Genomic DNA, 14770 nt, shown 5'->3' on the forward strand with positions numbered 1-14770 from the left:
AGCGGGAGAGGGGAGAATTCGATCGCGCTTCGGCTGGCGTGACGCACTGAACCTGGACTGGACGCGTGTCAGCGCGGCCGGTGCAAACCAGTCCGCGAAGGCGGACTTCGGGCCCTTGTTGCCGCGACTTCAGTCGCCCCAGCAGGGCAGGCCCAGCGCCGCGAACTAGGCCGTCGGCAGCGGCGGCGGCGTGGCGCCGAAGAGCGGGCGGAGCGCCTCTACCTGGCTGGCCGGCGTCCAGGCCGCCATCCCCTGCTGCCACACCAGCGTGTCCGGCGTCAGCTGTCCTCCCGACACGTGGCCGCGCAGCGCATCCATCCCGAACGGCCCGGCCTGCGCGCCGCCCAGCGCCACGTAGAACTGCGCCCCGCCCGGCAGCGGCGGAGGCCCGCCCGCGGGCGCCGCGCCGGCGGCCGGGTTCTGATTGAACGCGTTGGCCATCTGCTGCGCCATCCCGAAGCCCAGCCCCAGCCCCATCCCCTCGCCGGCGCCGCCGCCGGGGTTCTTGGCCGCCTGCTCCATGGCATTGGCCGCCTGGAACTGCGAGTACGCGCCCAGGTTGCCGATGACACCCATGCTGGTGCGCTTGTCGAGCGCCTTTTCCACCTCTTCGGGCAGGGAGATGTTCTCCACGAGGAAGGTGGTCACCTCAAGGCCGTACTCGCCCACCTCCGGCCCGATGACCGTCTTTACCGCCTGGCCCAGCTCCGAGAAATTGGCTGCCAGGTCCAGCGCGGGGATCTTGCCCTCGCCCAGCGCCTCGGTAAAGCGCGACACCATGAAGTTGCGCACCTGGTCGGAAATTCCGTCCGTGGTGAACACGCCGTTGGTGCCCACGATCTGCGCGATGAACTTGGCCGGCTCGCTCACCCGCACCGCGTACGTGCCGAACGCCCGCAGCCGCACGGGCCCGAACTCGGGGTCGCGCAGCATGATGGGGTTCTTGGTGCCCCACTTGAGGTCGGTGAACACCTTGGTGGCGACGAAGTACACCTCGGCCTTGAACGGCGAGTTGAAGCCGTACTTCCATCCGCGCAGGGTGGAAAGCACCGGCAGGTTTTCCGTCGTCAGTTCGTAGCGCCCGGGGGGGAAGACGTCGGCGATCTCGCCCTGGTCCACGAACACGGCTGCCTGCCCGGGGCGCACGATCAGTTGCGCGCCGTTCTTGATCTCGTTGTCGTGCCGCTGAAACCGGTACACCATCGTGTCGCCGGTCTGGTCCAGCCACTCGACGATGTCGATCAGCTCGGTCTTGATGAAGTCGAAGAGGGCCATGGGCGTGCTCCGAAAGGGGCAAGTGTGGTGGACGGGGCCGGACGCAAGTTCACGCGCGGGCGGCCCCTGCGCAACCCGCGTGAATGCGGCACTACGCAGGGCGGCGGCAACTTGTTTCGGCGGATGGAGTTCGGGGCCGCGGAGCTACTTGCGGATCACCCGGGCCACACGTGGGATGGAGGAGAACTCTCCGGCGAACCTTTGCTCCCGGGCATCGCTGGCGGATTCCGTGGCCTCGTTCAGCTCTTGCGTAAGTTCAATGACCCGGAGCATGTCCTCCCTGCGCTCGTACAGAATCTGGTCCCCTTCGCCGGGCTGTACCCGCGGGTCCATGTCCACCAGGTGGCGGTGCACCTTCCGCATCATGTCCGCCGCCCGCGCCTCCTCTGCCGGCACGCCCCGGCCGTCGCGCGGGAAGACGTAGGCGATCTCGGACTCGGGTACTCCCGATTGCCGCGCCAGCGCGGCGGTGCGCTCACCGATCCAACCGGGGGACTTCGCCTGGATTTCCCTGGTTGCCGCCACGAGGCCGTCCACGTACCTGGCCACCGCCGGGTAGGCGCGCGCGTTCGCCTGAAAGTGCACCGTGTTCCACTCCGCCGGCAGGTAGAAGCGCCTGACGCCGTGCCGCTCCATGACTTCACGCTCCCACACGGCTCGGTCCACGAGCATCCGGCGGATCACCCACATGCGCTTCGCCACGTCGGAGGTGGGCACCGGGCCGCTCTCGGGCACGGCGCCGGGCACGGTGTCCTGCACCCACGTGACCGCCCTGCGTACGTGCTCATCTTCCCGCTCCATCTCCTCCTCTGCCAGGGCGTGCTGGTCGATCCCCGCTGACACGCGGTAGAAGAAGATCCCACAAACCGCGAGCACGGCCAGAAGGAGCACCCATCCGGCTGCGGTCCGCCACGGGGAGCCCTCCGGCTCCTGCGCGGGGCGGGGCGGCGGCGGCCGGTAGGCCATGGAGGCGGCGGGCGCGACGATGGCCCCGCACTTCGGGCACGCATGGGAACGGGCGGGCATGGGGGTGCCGCACTCGCGGCAGGCAGTCAGGGCCATGGGGGAGGGGCGGATGTGAGGGAGGGGGAGACACCACGAGGAAAACCCGTCCAGGATCAAACGTAAACAAGAGAAGCCGCGGAGCGAAAGTCCTGTAACGGCAGTTTCACGCGGAGGACGCAGAGATAAGGGAGAGGACGCAGAGGCGGGCCAAACCCTCTGCGTCCTCTCTGTTCCCTCCGCGTCCTCTGCGTGGAAACTCGTTTCAGCGTTACCATGAGGCGGGTCCGGACCTTGCCCCATTTGCCGCCACAGGTGCGACAGCGAACCGGGAGCGACGATGATACGGTACGGGCCGGCGGGGTTTCAGTACAAGGACTGGGAGGGCGTCGTCTATCCCGCGCCCAAGCCCAAGGGGTTCGATCCGCTTCGCTACCTGGCCGGCTACTTCGACACGGTAGAGATCAACTCGTCGTTCTACGGCCCGCCCAAGGCCACGACCGTGCAGAGCTGGGTGCGCCGCGTGGAGGAATTCCCGGACTTCCGCTTCACCCTCAAGCTTCACCAGCGCTTCACCCACCAGCGCACCGCGGCGTGGACGGCCGCGGAGGTCGACGAGGTGCGCGGGGGGTTCGATCCCATGATGGAAAGCGGGCGCCTGGGCGCGGTGCTCCTGCAGTTTCCCTGGTCGTTCCGGCGCACGGACGAGAACCGCGAGTGGCTGAACGACGTGACTGCCACCTTCGCCGGCTACCCGCTCGTCCTCGAGGTGCGCCACGCCACCTGGAACACGCCCGAGTTCTTCCGCAGCCTGATGGAGCGGGGGATCGGGTTCGTGAACATCGACCAGCCGCTCTTTCACGACAGCATCAAGCCCACCGCGCACGTAACGTCGCCGGTGGGCTACGTGCGGGTGCACGGCCGCAACTACAAGGACTGGTTCCGGGAAAAGGCGGGGCGTGACGAGCGCTACGACTACCTGTACACGGCCGATGAGCTGCAGCCCTGGGCCGCGCGCACCGCCGAAATCGCGGGGGAGGCGCCTACGGAAGACGTGTTCGTGGTGACCAACAACCACTTCCGCGGCAAGGCCGTCGCCAACGCGCTGATGCTGCAGTCGATGGTGGAGCAGAAGAAGGTGCCCGCTCCGCCCTCGCTCGTGGAGGAATACGGAAAGGTGATGGGTCCCTACACCGAACCCGCGGACCCGCCCGATCCAAAGTTCTGACAAAAAGAGGTTTCACGCAGGGGACGCAGAGGGAACTGAGAGGACGCAGAGGGTTGCTCCGGCCCCTCTGCGTCCTCTAAGTCTTCTCTGCGCCTCTGCGTGAAACTGCAGTTCGTTTGCTTACAGCCGCGCGACGACGTCCTCGACGGGGGTGCCGGTGCGGACGCCCTCGTACACCTGGCCCAAGATGTCGCCGCGGGCAAAGAGCAGGCGCGTGCGGTCCGCAGACCCCGACGGCACCTCCATCACCGCCACGCCCGACCCCGCCAGCCGCTCCAGCAGCGCGCTGAACAGCCCCGTGGTCAGGTGCGCGCCGCGCGGCCCGCCGCCCGCCTCGGCCTCCACCCAGTCGGTCAGGTCGATGGCGCCCACGGCCGGGTGAAGGTCGCGGAACTCCAGCCGCCCCCAGCCCCGGTCCGCGAAGAAGCCGGCCGCGGCGCGCCAGAACTCCGCGGGGTTCAGCCCGCCCCAGTCGATGCCCGCGAAGTCGCGCGCCACCCGCTCCTGCAGCGACGCATAAACCTCTTCGCCCAGCTCGTAGCCCAGCTGGCGCAGCACGGTGACGGCCTCCATCGGCTGGCGGTCGCCCACGACGGCCGTGCGAACCGAGGCCAGCAGCGTGGCGGGCACCTGCAGAAAGCGCGGCGGGGCGGCGATGGCGTTCATAGGAGACTTTCCTGGACGGCGCCACCAGCGACGGCGGCGGGTTCGGTGGATGGATCGGGTTCGGCCGCGGCAGCCGCGGCGGCCAACCGCTCCGGAAGCGCGAGAAGGTCGGCCTCGCTGAGCTCCTTGATGCCCAGCTCGCGCGCCTTGGCCAGCTTGGAGCCGGCATCTTCGCCGGCCACCAGGTAGTCCGTCTTCTTGGAGACGCTTCCCGCCACGCGTCCACCGCACTGCTGGATGAACTCCTCCATCTGCGGCCGTGTCATCGTGGGGTGCGTGCCCGTGATCACGAAGGCCTTGCCCGTGAACGGCCCCTCGGCCGGCTCGGTGCGCTCCTCCGTCATCCTGACGCCCGCGGCCGCCAGCTTGGCGACCACCTCCTGGTTGCGCGGCTCGGCCATCCAGGAGTGAAGCGCCTCGGCCATGATGTGGCCGATGGTGTGGACGGCCTCGATCTCCTCCGTCGAGGCGGCTGCCAGCCGGTCCATGCTGCCGAAGTGCCGCGCCAGCGTCTGCGCCGCGATCTCGCCCACGTGGCGCACGCCCAAGCCAAAGAGCACGCGGGCCAGCCCCTGCTGCTTCGACGCCTCAATGCCGGCCAGCAGGTTCTGCGCGGACTTCTCCTTGAAGCCCTCCAGCGTCAGCAGCTGCTCCTGCGTGAGCGCGTAGATGTCGCCCACGTCGCGCACCATCCCGCGCTCCAGCAGCGTGGCGATGGTCCGCTCGCCCAGGCCGCGGATGTCCATTGCGCCGCGCGAGACGAAGTGCGCCAGCCCCCAGTAGATGCGCGCCGGGCACGCCGAGTTGGGGCAGTACAGCAGGGCCTCGCCCTCCGGCCTCTCCACGGGCGTCCTGCAGCTTGGGCAGGTGTCCGGCATGGAGAACGCCGCCCTGCGCTCCTGTCCCTCCTCCAGCACGGGGCCCACCACCTGGGGGATGACCTCGCCGGCGCGCTTGATGATGACCTTTTCACCCTCGCGGATGTCCTTGCGGCGGATGTCATCCTCGTTGTGCAGCGTCGCCAGCTTCACCACCACCCCGCCGACCTCCACGGGCTCCAGCTCCGCATACGGATTGAGCGCGCCCGTGCGCCCCACGTTGATCCGGATGGCGTTGAGCGTGGTGACGGCCAGGTCCGGCGCATACTTGTAGGCGATGGCCCAGCGCGGATCGCGCCCGCCCACCACCCCCAGCTCCTCCTGCAGCGGCAGCGGGTTCACCTTGATGACCGCGCCGTCCACCTCGTAGTCCAGCGTGCGCCGCCGCCCCTCGAAGTCCTCCACGAACGCCAGGACCTCCTCCAGGTCCGCGCACGGCCGGGCGAGCGGATTCACGGGGAGCCCCCACGCCCGCAGCGCCTCCAGCAGCCCCCACTGCGTGGTGAAGGGCACGGGCGTGCCGCCGGCCTCTACCGCGTAGGCAAAGAAGCGCAGGGGACGCGACGCCGTGACGCCCGGGTCCAGCTGCCGGAGGGACCCCGCCGCGCTGTTGCGGGGGTTGGCGAACGTCGCCTGCCCGTCCGCCGCGCGCCGCTGGTTCAGCTTCTCGAACCCCGCGAGCGACATGTACACCTCGCCGCGGATCTCCATCCGGCGCGGGAGGGCGGGCCCATCTCCCCGAAGCCGAAGGGGGATCTCGCGGATGGTGCGCAGGTTGCGCGTCACGTCCTCGCCGATGGTGCCGTTGCCCCGCGTTGCCCCGCGCACCAGCACGCCGTCCTCGTAGGTCAGCGCGATCGCCAGCCCGTCGATCTTGGGCTCGGCCACATAGCCGGCCGTGAGCACCTCGTCGGCGATGCGCGCGTTGCGCACCTCCCACGCGCGCAGCTCGTCGGGCCCGAACGCGTTGTCCAGGGAAAGCATGGGCGCCAGGTGCTCCGTCTTTTCCAGACGGCTGGCGGGCTCGGCGCCCACGCGCTGCGTGGGAGAGTCGGGGGTGCGCAGCTCGGGGTGGGCCGCCTCCAGCTCGCGCAGCTCGCGGAACAGGCGGTCGTACTCCGCGTCGGGACGCGAGGGCGCGTCCAGCACGTAGTACTCGTGGTTCGCCTGCTCGATGCTTTCCCGGAGCTCGGCGGCCCGGGCGGCCGCCTCGGGTGGGGCGGCGGGGCTCATGCCTGCGGCTGCGGCGTTTCGACCTGGGTGGCGCGCACGGCGCGGTTGCGTCCGCTGCGCTTGGCCTCGTACAGCGCCTCGTCGGCGGCCTTCAGCAGCTCCTCGGGGGTGTCGGCCTGCGACGCTTGGGACGACGCCACGCCGCACGAGGTGGTCATGCGGATTTCCACCGCGCCGTCACGGTACAGGTGCTCTTCGACGGCGGCACGCACGCGCTCCGCGAACGCGGCGGCCTCTTCCTCGTCGGTGTTGGGAAGGATGGCGATGAACTCCTCGCCGCCGTACCGCCCCACCATGTCGATCTCGCGCGCCGTTTCCTTGATGATGCGCGCCGTTTCGTACAGCACCACGTCGCCCGTCGGGTGGCCGTAGGTGTCGTTGATGCGCTTGAACTTGTCCAGGTCGATCATTGCCACGCCCACCGGCTCGCCCGTGCGGCGGCTGCGCTCCCACTCGTCGTGCAGCTGCTCATGCACGTGGCGGTGGTTGAACAATTCCGTCAGGCCGTCGGTCACCGACAGCTTCTTCAGCCGGATGTTGGCGTGCTCCAGCTCGCGGTTCTTAAGGTCCAGCTCGTCCTGCAGGCGCTTGACGCGCAGCATGGCGCGCATGCGCGCCTCGAGCTCGTTGAAGTTGTACGGCTTGCTGATGTGGTCGTCGGCGCCCGACTCCAGCCCCTGCACCACGTCCTCGGTTTCCGTCAGCGCGGTCACCAGAATGATGGGGATGAACGGGAGCGACTCGTCGTCCTTGATGCGCCGGGTGACCTCGTGGCCGTCCATCCCCGGCATCATCACGTCCAGCAGGATCAGGTGCGGGGCCTGTACCTTGACGGCCTCCAGCGCCTCGGGACCGTTGGTGGCGGTGACGACCTCGTAGCCGCGCGACGCGAGCCGGGCGTGAAGGATCTCGACGTTGTCGGGAACGTCGTCCACCACCAGCACGCGGGTGGGGCCGTCTTCCGTCACCCCGGCCGAGATGGTCAAGCGTTCGCCTCCCGGCCGGACCCGATGAACTTCTCCACCTCGGCCACCACGCGGCGCGGCTCGCAGGGCTTGGCCAGGTACCCGTCGCAGCCCACCTCGGTGGCCTTGGCGCGGTCCGTGGCCAGGGCGTGCGCGGTGAGGGCGATGATGGGAATGGAGCTGGTGGCCGCGTCGCCCTTGAGGATGCGCGTGGCTTCCCAGCCGTCGATGATGGGAATGGAGATGTCCATCAGGATCAGGTCCGGATGGTCTTCGCGCGCCATCCGCACCCCGTCTTCGCCGTTGCGGGCCTCGATGACCTGGTACCCGAAGTGCTCGAGGATCGTCCGGTAGACGGTCCGATTGTCCTCGTTGTCCTCCACGAGCAGGACCGTCTTGCTGGAATCCGCCATCCCGAAGTGCCTCCTGTCCAGTTTCCGTCTGACGCCCACCCCGCCGCGCGATGGCGCGGGCAAGGCGTTAATTATACCCCCGTGCACGGGCGTGGCAAGGCTGGCCCCCCGGAGCTCTGCCCTTCCGCTGGCACGCGCGTTGCCCCCGCCCAGCCCGCGCCACGCCGCGGCTTTCTCCCTGATCCCAGGCTTGCGTTCCATGCACTACGAAGAACAGTCGCGGCGCCGCACCATCCTGCGCGGCTTTGCCCTGGGCGCCATGCTGGGCATCGGCGCGGCGCTCCTGCTGTCGCCGGGGCGCGTTCCCGCGGGGGACGCCGTCGCCCGGGTGCGGGGGATGCGCGCGCCGGCCGAGGGCCGGGCCGGGGCGGGTAAGGGCGCGGCGGCGCGGATGGCGAAGCGACGCTTCACGCTGTAGCGGCCCGTTCCGATCGAACGAACTCGGCCGCCCTCGCCGCGGCGGCCCGCGCATACACGAGGTTCTGCACCGATGCCGACCGATCCGCGGGACCTGGGCCCGCTGTTCCGCGAGAACTTTCCCGGCCGCCGGTTCGTGGTGGTTTCCAACCGCGAGCCGTACGAGCACAAGTGGTCGCAGGAGGTGGGCGAGATGGAGGTGGGGCGCCCCGCCGGCGGCCTTACCTCGGCGCTCGACCCGCTGCTGCAGGCGCTGGGCGGCATGTGGGTGGCCTGGGGCTCGGGCGATGCCGACCCCCAGGCGGTGGACAACGACGACCGCGTCCGCGTTCCGCCGGAGGACCCCAGCTACACCCTGCGCCGGGTGTGGCTCACGGACACCGACATCCACCGCTACTACCTGGGGTTCAGCAACCAGTTCCTGTGGCCGCTGTGCCACCTGCGGCCGGACCTTACCCGTGTCCGGGGCCGCTACTGGGAGCGCTACCGCCGGGTGAACCGGCGCTTCGCCGAAGCGGTGCTGGAAGAGGTGAAGGGCAAGGACGCCGCGGTGTGGTTCCAGGACTACCACCTGGCGCTGGCGCCGCACCTGGTGCGCAGCCGTCGGCCGGACCTGTCGCTCGCCCACTTCTGGCACATCCCGTTTCCGCCCATCGACATCTTTCGCCTGGCCCCGCAGGCGGCGCCCCTGCTGCGCGGGCTGCTGGCGAACGACCTGATGGGCTTTCACCTGCCCATCTTCGCCGACAACTTCCTGCGGGCCGCGCGGCGCATCGCCGGTGCCGAGGTGGACTGGCAGGCGCGCACCGCCACGCTCGACGGCCACACCTGCCACGTGGGCGCGTTCCCCATCTCCATCGACATCCAGCAGTTCCAGGACGCCGCCACGGCGCCGGGGGTGGAGGAGCAGATGACGCGCATCCGCAAGCGGTACGCGCCGGGCGGCGGGCGCATCGGCATCGGGGTGGACAGGCTGGACTACAGCAAGGGGCTGCCGGAAAAGTTCAAGGCGCTGGAGTTCCTGTGGGACCGGTACCCGGAGTTCCGCGGGCGCTTCACCTTCGTGCAGGTGGCGGTGCCCAGCCGCGGCGACATCGCGGCGTACGACGACCTGGCGCAGCGGGTGGACCGGCAGGTGCGCGAGATCAACGAGCGCTTCGCCACGGCCGACTGGCGCCCCATTCACCTGATCAAGCAGTCGCTGCCGGTGGACCGGCTGGCCATCCTGTACCGGCTGGCGGACGTGTGCATCGTGAGCTCGCTGCAGGACGGGATGAACCTGGTGGCCAAGGAGTACGTGGCCAGCCAGGTTGATCGCAACGGCGTGCTGATGCTCTCCCTCTTCGCCGGCGCGGCCGAGGAGATGGAGGACGCCCTGCACATCAACCCGTACGACCCGGAGGGCACGGCCCTGCGCATCCGCGACGCCCTGGTCCTCCCGGCCGACGAGCGGGCGGCCAGCATGGAGCGCCTGCAGGGGTCGCTGACCTCGATCTACGACTGGATGAACGACATGTTCCAGTGCTGGGGACGGGTTTCGCGCGGGGACGGCGCGTGCGAGCAGCCCCCCGCGGACCCGTTCGCGGAGCCCTTCGACGAGGAGATGGTGGCGGGGGTGGAGGGGGACGAGCGGTACTGACGACGAAAGGAAAACGGGTATGGCGAAGCTCGTGTTCGGAATGAACCAGTCCCTGGACGGCTACGTCGACCACACGGCGTTCGCGCCGGATCCCACGCTGTTCCGCCACTTCGTCGAGGAGGCCCGGGGGCAGGCGGGGAGTGTGTACGGCCGCAAGATCTACGAGATCATGCGGTACTGGGACGACGATCACCCGGAGTGGAACGCAGATGAGCACGCCTTCGCGGAGGCGTGGCGGAAGCAGCCGAAATGGGTCGTCTCGCGCACGCTGACGTCGGTTGGGCCCAACGCCAGCCTCGTCGGGGATGACCTGGAGGGCGCCATCCGCGCGCTGAAGGCCGAGCGCGAGGGGGAGATCGAAGTGGCCGGCCCGGACCTGGCGCAAAGCCTCACTGAGCTTGGCCTGATCGATGAGTATCGGATCTACCTGCACCCGGTGGTGCTTGGTGGGGGCAGCCCGTATTTCGCCGGCCCCCAGCCGCCGCTGCGGCTGGTGGCTCACGATCGGATCGGCGAGGACGTGATCCGGCTGACCTACGTTCCTGCGTAGTCTCACGACGCGGGGGCGAGGGACGTGGACTCGTAGCGGGCGGGGTTTCGCGCGTCACGTCGGGTGTGTGGCGGATCCCTCGGTCGCTGCCGGCTGGAGTGCGAGGGGCAGGTGAGGCGTGGCCGCTCCGTCGGAATGACACCAGCGGCCTCGTTTTTCTTTCCGCGAGGGAGAGTGTAGTTTCACTCACGCACTTTCGCACTTTCGCACTTTCGCACTTTCGCACTCACGCACTCACGCACTCACGCACTATCCCTTGTCCCGAACCATCGCCTTCGACTACGGCCAGCGCCGCATCGGCGTGGCGGTCAGCGACCCCACGCGGACCATCGCGTCGCCGCTGACCACGCTGCAGCGGCGTGCCGGAAAGCGGCCGCCGTGGCCCGAGATCGCCGCGTTGATCGCGGAGAGCGAGGCCGACGAGGCCGTCGTGGGGCTGCCGCTGGACCTGGCCGGCGAGGAGAACGAGTGGGTGGCCGAGGTACGGCGCTTCGGCGACGACCTGGGGCGCCGCACCGGGCTGCCCGTGCACTGGATGGACGAGCGCATGTCGTCCATCAGCGCCGAGCGGGCGGTGCGCGGGATGGGGCTCAAGAAGAGCGACCGCGAGCAGAAGGGACGCATCGATTCCGCGGCGGCGGCGGTGATCCTGGAAACCTGGCTGGCCCTCCGCCGCAACCAGCGCAGGGCTTCGGGGGAAACGGAATGAGGTTCGGTCGATCGGTCGCCGTGCTCGCTGTCGTGCTGCTGGCGGCCTGCGGCAGCGGCGAGGGGAAGGGCGAGCCGGTGCGCTTCAAGGTGCCGGAGGGGAGCGGGCTGTCGTCCGTCACCGACACGCTGGCCAAACGCGGCGTCGTCGGCTCCGCCGCCACCTTCAAGCTGTACGCGCGGATGAAGGGCGCCGCGCCCAAGCTGAAGCCCGGCGTGTACGAGGTGCGCCCCGGCGCCTCGTACGGGCTGATCGTGCAGAAGCTCACCACCGGCGACGTGGTGAAGACGCGCGTCGTCATTCCCGAGGGATGGGACCTGCGCGGCATCGCCCCGCGGCTGGCGCAGGCCACGGGGCTGCCGGCGGACTCGGTGCTGTCGCGGCTGATGGACCCCGCGCTGGCGCAGAAGTACGGGGTGCCCGGGCCCACGCTGGAGGGCTACCTGTATCCCGCCACGTACACCCTGCCGATGGGCTCGTCGCTGGACCGCATCCTTCGCGAGATGACGGGGCAGTACAAGCGCCAGTGGACGCCCGCCATGCGCGCCCGCGCCCAGGCGCTGCGGATGAGCGAGCGCGAGGTAGTGACGCTGGCGTCGATCGTGGAAAAGGAGGCGCGCGTGTGGACCGAGCGTCCGACGATCGCCCGTGTCTACCACAACCGCCTGCAGCGCGGAATGCGCCTGGAAGCGGATCCCACCGTCCAGTATGCCCTGGGCGAGCACCAGAGGCGGCTGCTGCAGAAGCACATCCAGCAGGTGGCGGCCGACCCGTACAACACGTATCGCCACAAGGGGCTGCCGCCCGGCCCCATCGCGTCCCCGAGCCGCGGGGCGGTGGAGGCGACGTTGAACCCGGCGGAGCACGAGTTCCTGTTCTTCGTCGCGCGCCGCAACGGCACGCACGTCTTCACGCGGACGTACAACGAGCACCTGCGCGAGGTCGCCAGGTCGCGCGCGGAGCTTCGCGCCGCGCAGCAGGGCGCCCGCCGGTGACGCTCATCGACCGGCTGCGGCTGATCGTGGTCACCGACGCGGACTGCGGCGGGCGCGACCTGGTGGACGTCGTTCGCGCGGCGCTGCGGGGCGGCGCGCCGGCCATCCAGCTGCGGATGAAGGGCGCGGCCGCCCGCGACATGGTGGAAATGGCCCATGCGCTGCTCGCGGAGACCCGACCCGCCGGGGCGCTGCTGTTCGTGAACGACCGTGTGGACGTGGCCGTGATCGCCGGGGCGGACGGCGCGCACGTGGGCCAGGATGACCTGCCCGTCGGGGCGGCACGGCGGGTTTCACCCCCCGGCTTTCTGCTGGGCGTTTCGGCCGAGAGCGTGGAGTTGGCGCTGCAGGCGGAGGCCGAGGGTGCCGACTACGTGGGCGTCGGCTCCGTCTATGCCACGGGCAGCAAGGCCGACGCGGGCGAGCCCATCGGCCTCGGACGGATCGCGGAGGTGGCCGCGGCCGTGAACATCCCGGTCGTCGGCATCGGGGGGATCGCTATCGGAAACGCGCGTGCGGTGGTGGAGTCGGGCGCCGCCGGCGTGGCGGTGATCAGCGCTGTCATGCGCGCGGACGATCCCGAGTCCGCCACGCGCGAACTGCTGCGGGCCACGACGTTGTAGCCCGCCCGAATTGGAACTAGAAAAGGCCGGAGCCGCTGGTGCGGCGCCGGCCGTTTCTGTCGTTTGTCAGTCGAGCTTCTGCTTCCCTTCGCCGTTCCCGGCTTTCGGCGGGGCCTGCTTGCCGCGAGAAAGGTACACGAGGAGCAAACTCCCGAGCGCACCGATGAAGGTGGCGATCCCTTCCAGGCTCTTGCCTTCGTTGATGAGGTAGAATCCTCCGAGTATCCCCGTCATCGTGATGATGAACGCAGACCCGAGCCCCAGAAACGAGAGCCGCAACAGCCCGCGCTGCATTCTCCTGCGGTGCCCGCCCTCATCCTCGGCCATCCTGACGATCCGATCGGCCAGACCGGGTACGACGGCTTCGTACTCGGCCAGAAGGTCCGGCGGCGGGAGAGGCCCGGAGAAGGACGAGGACTCCGAAACGTGGATCGCGGTGGGGAACAACTCCTCCTGACGCAGAATCGCAGGCCCTTCGGAGGAGCCTGCGACTGCGTTATCCAGCTGGGGCGAAAGCTGTTGGTCCCCGTTCGTCTGTTTCTGTGACATCGGCCTCCGCTCCCGCTCTCCCGAGTGCTATCTGCCAGTCTCGCCGGAGTGCTTCCGCGTCGGCCGAAAACCCACGCCAGTCGACGTTCGTCAACAACAATCCCCCGAGATCCAGTGCGTGTGCAGCGCCCCACAGGAATGCATTCGTCTTCCCGCGAGCACTGCTACGGAGGGTGGAGTTGCTCATCATATCCCGTTCGCGTCGAAGCAGCCTGGGCTTGCTACCCACAGGTTGCAGGGTCCGTTCCGTGATGTCAACCCTTTTCCCTACCCCGTTGCGAGCGTCGGACGGGTCAGCAGTCACGGACAGCGAGGATCATCTACCAGGCGACTTCGCGGCCGTCGAGTTCGTACTTGGTGAGCATCCGGTGGATGGTCTTGCGGTCGATGCCGGCCGTGCGCGCGGCGTGCGAGATGTTGCCGTTGTGCCGGTTCAGCAGGTCGCGCAGGTACTCCTTTTCGAATACCGTGATCGCGTCGTTCTTGGCCTCGTGAAACGGCTGGTCGGCGCTGAACGACATGGCCGTGCGCGTGCCGCTGGAGGGCACCGCCGACAGCTCCTCGGGAATGTCCTCCACCCCGATCTCCTGCCCGGGCAGGCAGAGCGAGACGATGCGCTCCACCATGTTCTGCAGCTCGCGCACGTTGCCCGGCCACGAGTAGTCGCCCATCACCCGCAGCGCCTCGGGGGTGAACCGCAGGTTTCCGCGGTCGTACTCCTCGGCAAAGTTGCGCAGGAAGCTCTGGGCGAGCGCGGGGATGTCCTCGCGCCGCTGCCGCAGGGCCGGAAGCTTCACCGGCACCACGTTCAGCCGGTACAGCAGGTCCTGGCGCAGGTTGCCGTCGCGCACCGCCTGCTCGGGATCGCGGTTGGTGGCCGAAATCCACCGAACGTCGATGGGGATCTCGCTCTCGCCGCCCACCCGCCGGATGCGCCGCTCCTGGATGACGCGAAGGAGCTTGGCCTGCAGGTCCATGCTCATCTCCGACACCTCGTCCAGGAAGAAGCTTCCCCCCGCGGCCACCTCCAGCAGCCCGCGCCGCAGCGTGTCGGCGCCGGTGAACGAGCCCTTCTCGTGCCCGAACAGCTCGCTTTCCAGCAGGTTGTCGGGGAGCGCGGCGCAGTTGATGGCCATGAAGGGCCGCGCGCTCCGCCGGCTGTTGGCGTGGATGGCGCGCGCGATCAGCTCCTTGCCCGTGCCGGACTCGCCCGAGATGAAGACGCTGGCGTCCGTGGGCGCCACGCGCGACACCACCGAGAACACCTTCTGAATGCTGTCGCTGGTGCCGATGATGTTGTCGAAGCTGTAGTGCTTCTTCAGCTGGTCGCGCAGGTGGGCGTTGTCGCGCACCAGCTGCACCTGCTGCCCCGCGCGCCCGATGAGAATGCGCAACTGCGTGGCCGTGAACGGCTTGGGGATGTAGTCGTAGGCGCCGGCGCGGATGGCTTCGACGCTGCTGTCGACAGTGGCGAAGCCGGTGATCATCACCACCAGCGTTTCCGGCGACTGCTTCTTGATTTCCTTGAGCAGGGCCAGCCCGTCCATGTCGGGCAGGTGCAGGTCGGTGAGGACGATGTCGGGGCGGTGCCGGCGAAGGCTGTCGAGCGCCCCCTTGCCGCGTCCCTC

General features: G+C 69.2%; 14 protein-coding genes and 1 pseudogene. 7 read left to right on the forward strand and 8 right to left on the reverse strand.

Annotation, left to right across the window (positions count from 1 at the left end):
* Nucleotides 1-165 precede the first annotated feature (165 nt).
* Nucleotides 166-1275, reverse strand: coding sequence for an SPFH domain-containing protein (locus VIB55_RS10815; protein WP_331876673.1), 1110 nt, complete (start codon nt 1273-1275; stop codon nt 166-168).
* A gap of 144 nt (nt 1276-1419) precedes the next feature.
* Nucleotides 1420-2301 carry a hypothetical protein gene (locus VIB55_RS10820; protein WP_331876674.1) on the reverse strand — a complete coding sequence of 294 codons (882 nt, stop codon included), beginning with the start codon at nt 2299-2301 and terminating at the stop codon, nt 1420-1422.
* A 316-nt stretch (nt 2302-2617) separates the two neighbouring features.
* Between VIB55_RS10820 and VIB55_RS10825 the strand changes: the two genes are divergently transcribed.
* The gene (locus VIB55_RS10825) at nt 2618-3505 is read left to right on the forward strand and encodes a DUF72 domain-containing protein (protein ID WP_331876675.1); all 888 of its coding nucleotides are present in this window, start codon (nt 2618-2620) and stop codon (nt 3503-3505) included.
* 120 nt (nt 3506-3625) lie between these two features.
* Here VIB55_RS10825 and VIB55_RS10830 read toward each other — a convergent pair whose 3' ends face one another.
* The 4 genes and pseudogenes from VIB55_RS10830 to VIB55_RS10845 form a co-directional block, all read right to left on the reverse strand.
* Nucleotides 3626-4171, reverse strand: a complete 546-nt coding sequence (locus VIB55_RS10830) for a hypothetical protein (protein WP_331876676.1) — start codon at nt 4169-4171, stop codon at nt 3626-3628.
* Nucleotides 4172-4202: 31 nt separating this feature from the next.
* Nucleotides 4203-6282 (reverse strand): annotated as a pseudogene (ligA, locus tag VIB55_RS10835) (NAD-dependent DNA ligase LigA); the annotation flags it as partial.
* Complete coding sequence (locus VIB55_RS10840) at nt 6279-7268, reverse strand: diguanylate cyclase (protein ID WP_331876678.1); 990 nt, start codon at nt 7266-7268, stop codon at nt 6279-6281. The gene VIB55_RS10840 and the pseudogene ligA, both read right to left, overlap by 4 nt.
* Nucleotides 7265-7660, reverse strand: coding sequence for a response regulator (locus VIB55_RS10845; protein WP_331021478.1), 396 nt, complete (start codon nt 7658-7660; stop codon nt 7265-7267). Before VIB55_RS10845 ends, VIB55_RS10840 begins: the two co-directional genes overlap by 4 nt.
* A gap of 199 nt (nt 7661-7859) precedes the next feature.
* On the opposite strand from VIB55_RS10845, the gene VIB55_RS10850 reads away from it, so the two are divergent.
* The 6 genes from VIB55_RS10850 to thiE all read left to right on the forward strand — a co-directional run bounded on the left by VIB55_RS10850 (nt 7860) and on the right by thiE (nt 12593).
* A complete protein-coding gene (locus tag VIB55_RS10850) occupies nt 7860-8078 on the forward strand; it encodes a hypothetical protein (protein WP_331876679.1) in 219 nt (72 codons plus the stop codon).
* 72 nt (nt 8079-8150) lie between these two features.
* The gene (locus VIB55_RS10855) at nt 8151-9716 is read left to right on the forward strand and encodes a trehalose-6-phosphate synthase (protein ID WP_331876680.1); all 1566 of its coding nucleotides are present in this window, start codon (nt 8151-8153) and stop codon (nt 9714-9716) included.
* Nucleotides 9717-9735: 19 nt separating this feature from the next.
* The gene (locus VIB55_RS10860) at nt 9736-10266 is read left to right on the forward strand and encodes a dihydrofolate reductase family protein (RefSeq protein ID WP_331876681.1); all 531 of its coding nucleotides are present in this window, start codon (nt 9736-9738) and stop codon (nt 10264-10266) included.
* 256 nt (nt 10267-10522) lie between these two features.
* Nucleotides 10523-10975 carry a Holliday junction resolvase RuvX gene (gene ruvX, locus VIB55_RS10865; RefSeq protein ID WP_331876682.1) on the forward strand — a complete coding sequence of 151 codons (453 nt, stop codon included), beginning with the start codon at nt 10523-10525 and terminating at the stop codon, nt 10973-10975.
* A complete protein-coding gene (mltG, locus tag VIB55_RS10870) occupies nt 10972-11970 on the forward strand; it encodes an endolytic transglycosylase MltG (RefSeq protein WP_331876683.1) in 999 nt (332 codons plus the stop codon). Before ruvX ends, mltG begins: the two co-directional genes overlap by 4 nt.
* Nucleotides 11967-12593, forward strand: a complete 627-nt coding sequence (thiE, locus tag VIB55_RS10875) for a thiamine phosphate synthase (protein ID WP_331876684.1) — start codon at nt 11967-11969, stop codon at nt 12591-12593. Before mltG ends, thiE begins: the two co-directional genes overlap by 4 nt.
* Before the next feature lie 66 nt (nt 12594-12659).
* Here the strand turns inward: thiE and VIB55_RS10880 are convergent, their stop codons facing one another.
* Both VIB55_RS10880 and VIB55_RS10885 read right to left on the reverse strand, forming a co-directional pair.
* Entirely contained in the window at nt 12660-13142 is a 483-nt protein-coding gene (locus VIB55_RS10880) for a DUF2335 domain-containing protein (RefSeq protein WP_331876685.1), read from the reverse strand.
* 320 nt (nt 13143-13462) lie between these two features.
* Nucleotides 13463-14770, reverse strand: a 1308-nt coding sequence (locus VIB55_RS10885; RefSeq protein ID WP_331876686.1) for a sigma-54 dependent transcriptional regulator, incomplete at its 5' end; no start/stop codon positions are given.

Source organism: Longimicrobium sp., from assembly GCF_036554565.1.
Classification (GTDB): domain Bacteria; phylum Gemmatimonadota; class Gemmatimonadetes; order Longimicrobiales; family Longimicrobiaceae; genus Longimicrobium.

Excerpts from the sequence above, each read along its gene's own strand:
- mltG (WP_331876683.1), top strand. The coding sequence starts at position 10,972 with ATGAGGTTCGGTCGATCGGTCGCCGTGCTCGCTGTCGTGCTGCTGGCG.
- VIB55_RS10815 (WP_331876673.1), bottom strand. The coding sequence starts at position 1,275 with ATGGCCCTCTTCGACTTCATCAAGACCGAGCTGATCGACATCGTCGAG.
- VIB55_RS10880 (WP_331876685.1), bottom strand. The coding sequence starts at position 13,142 with ATGTCACAGAAACAGACGAACGGGGACCAACAGCTTTCGCCCCAGCTG.
- VIB55_RS10830 (WP_331876676.1), bottom strand. The coding sequence starts at position 4,171 with ATGAACGCCATCGCCGCCCCGCCGCGCTTTCTGCAGGTGCCCGCCACG.
- VIB55_RS10855 (WP_331876680.1), top strand. The coding sequence starts at position 8,151 with ATGCCGACCGATCCGCGGGACCTGGGCCCGCTGTTCCGCGAGAACTTT.
- VIB55_RS10845 (WP_331021478.1), bottom strand. The coding sequence starts at position 7,660 with ATGGCGGATTCCAGCAAGACGGTCCTGCTCGTGGAGGACAACGAGGAC.
- VIB55_RS10850 (WP_331876679.1), top strand. The coding sequence starts at position 7,860 with ATGCACTACGAAGAACAGTCGCGGCGCCGCACCATCCTGCGCGGCTTT.
- VIB55_RS10820 (WP_331876674.1), bottom strand. The coding sequence starts at position 2,301 with ATGCCCGCCCGTTCCCATGCGTGCCCGAAGTGCGGGGCCATCGTCGCG.
- VIB55_RS10860 (WP_331876681.1), top strand. The coding sequence starts at position 9,736 with ATGGCGAAGCTCGTGTTCGGAATGAACCAGTCCCTGGACGGCTACGTC.
- VIB55_RS10825 (WP_331876675.1), top strand. The coding sequence starts at position 2,618 with ATGATACGGTACGGGCCGGCGGGGTTTCAGTACAAGGACTGGGAGGGC.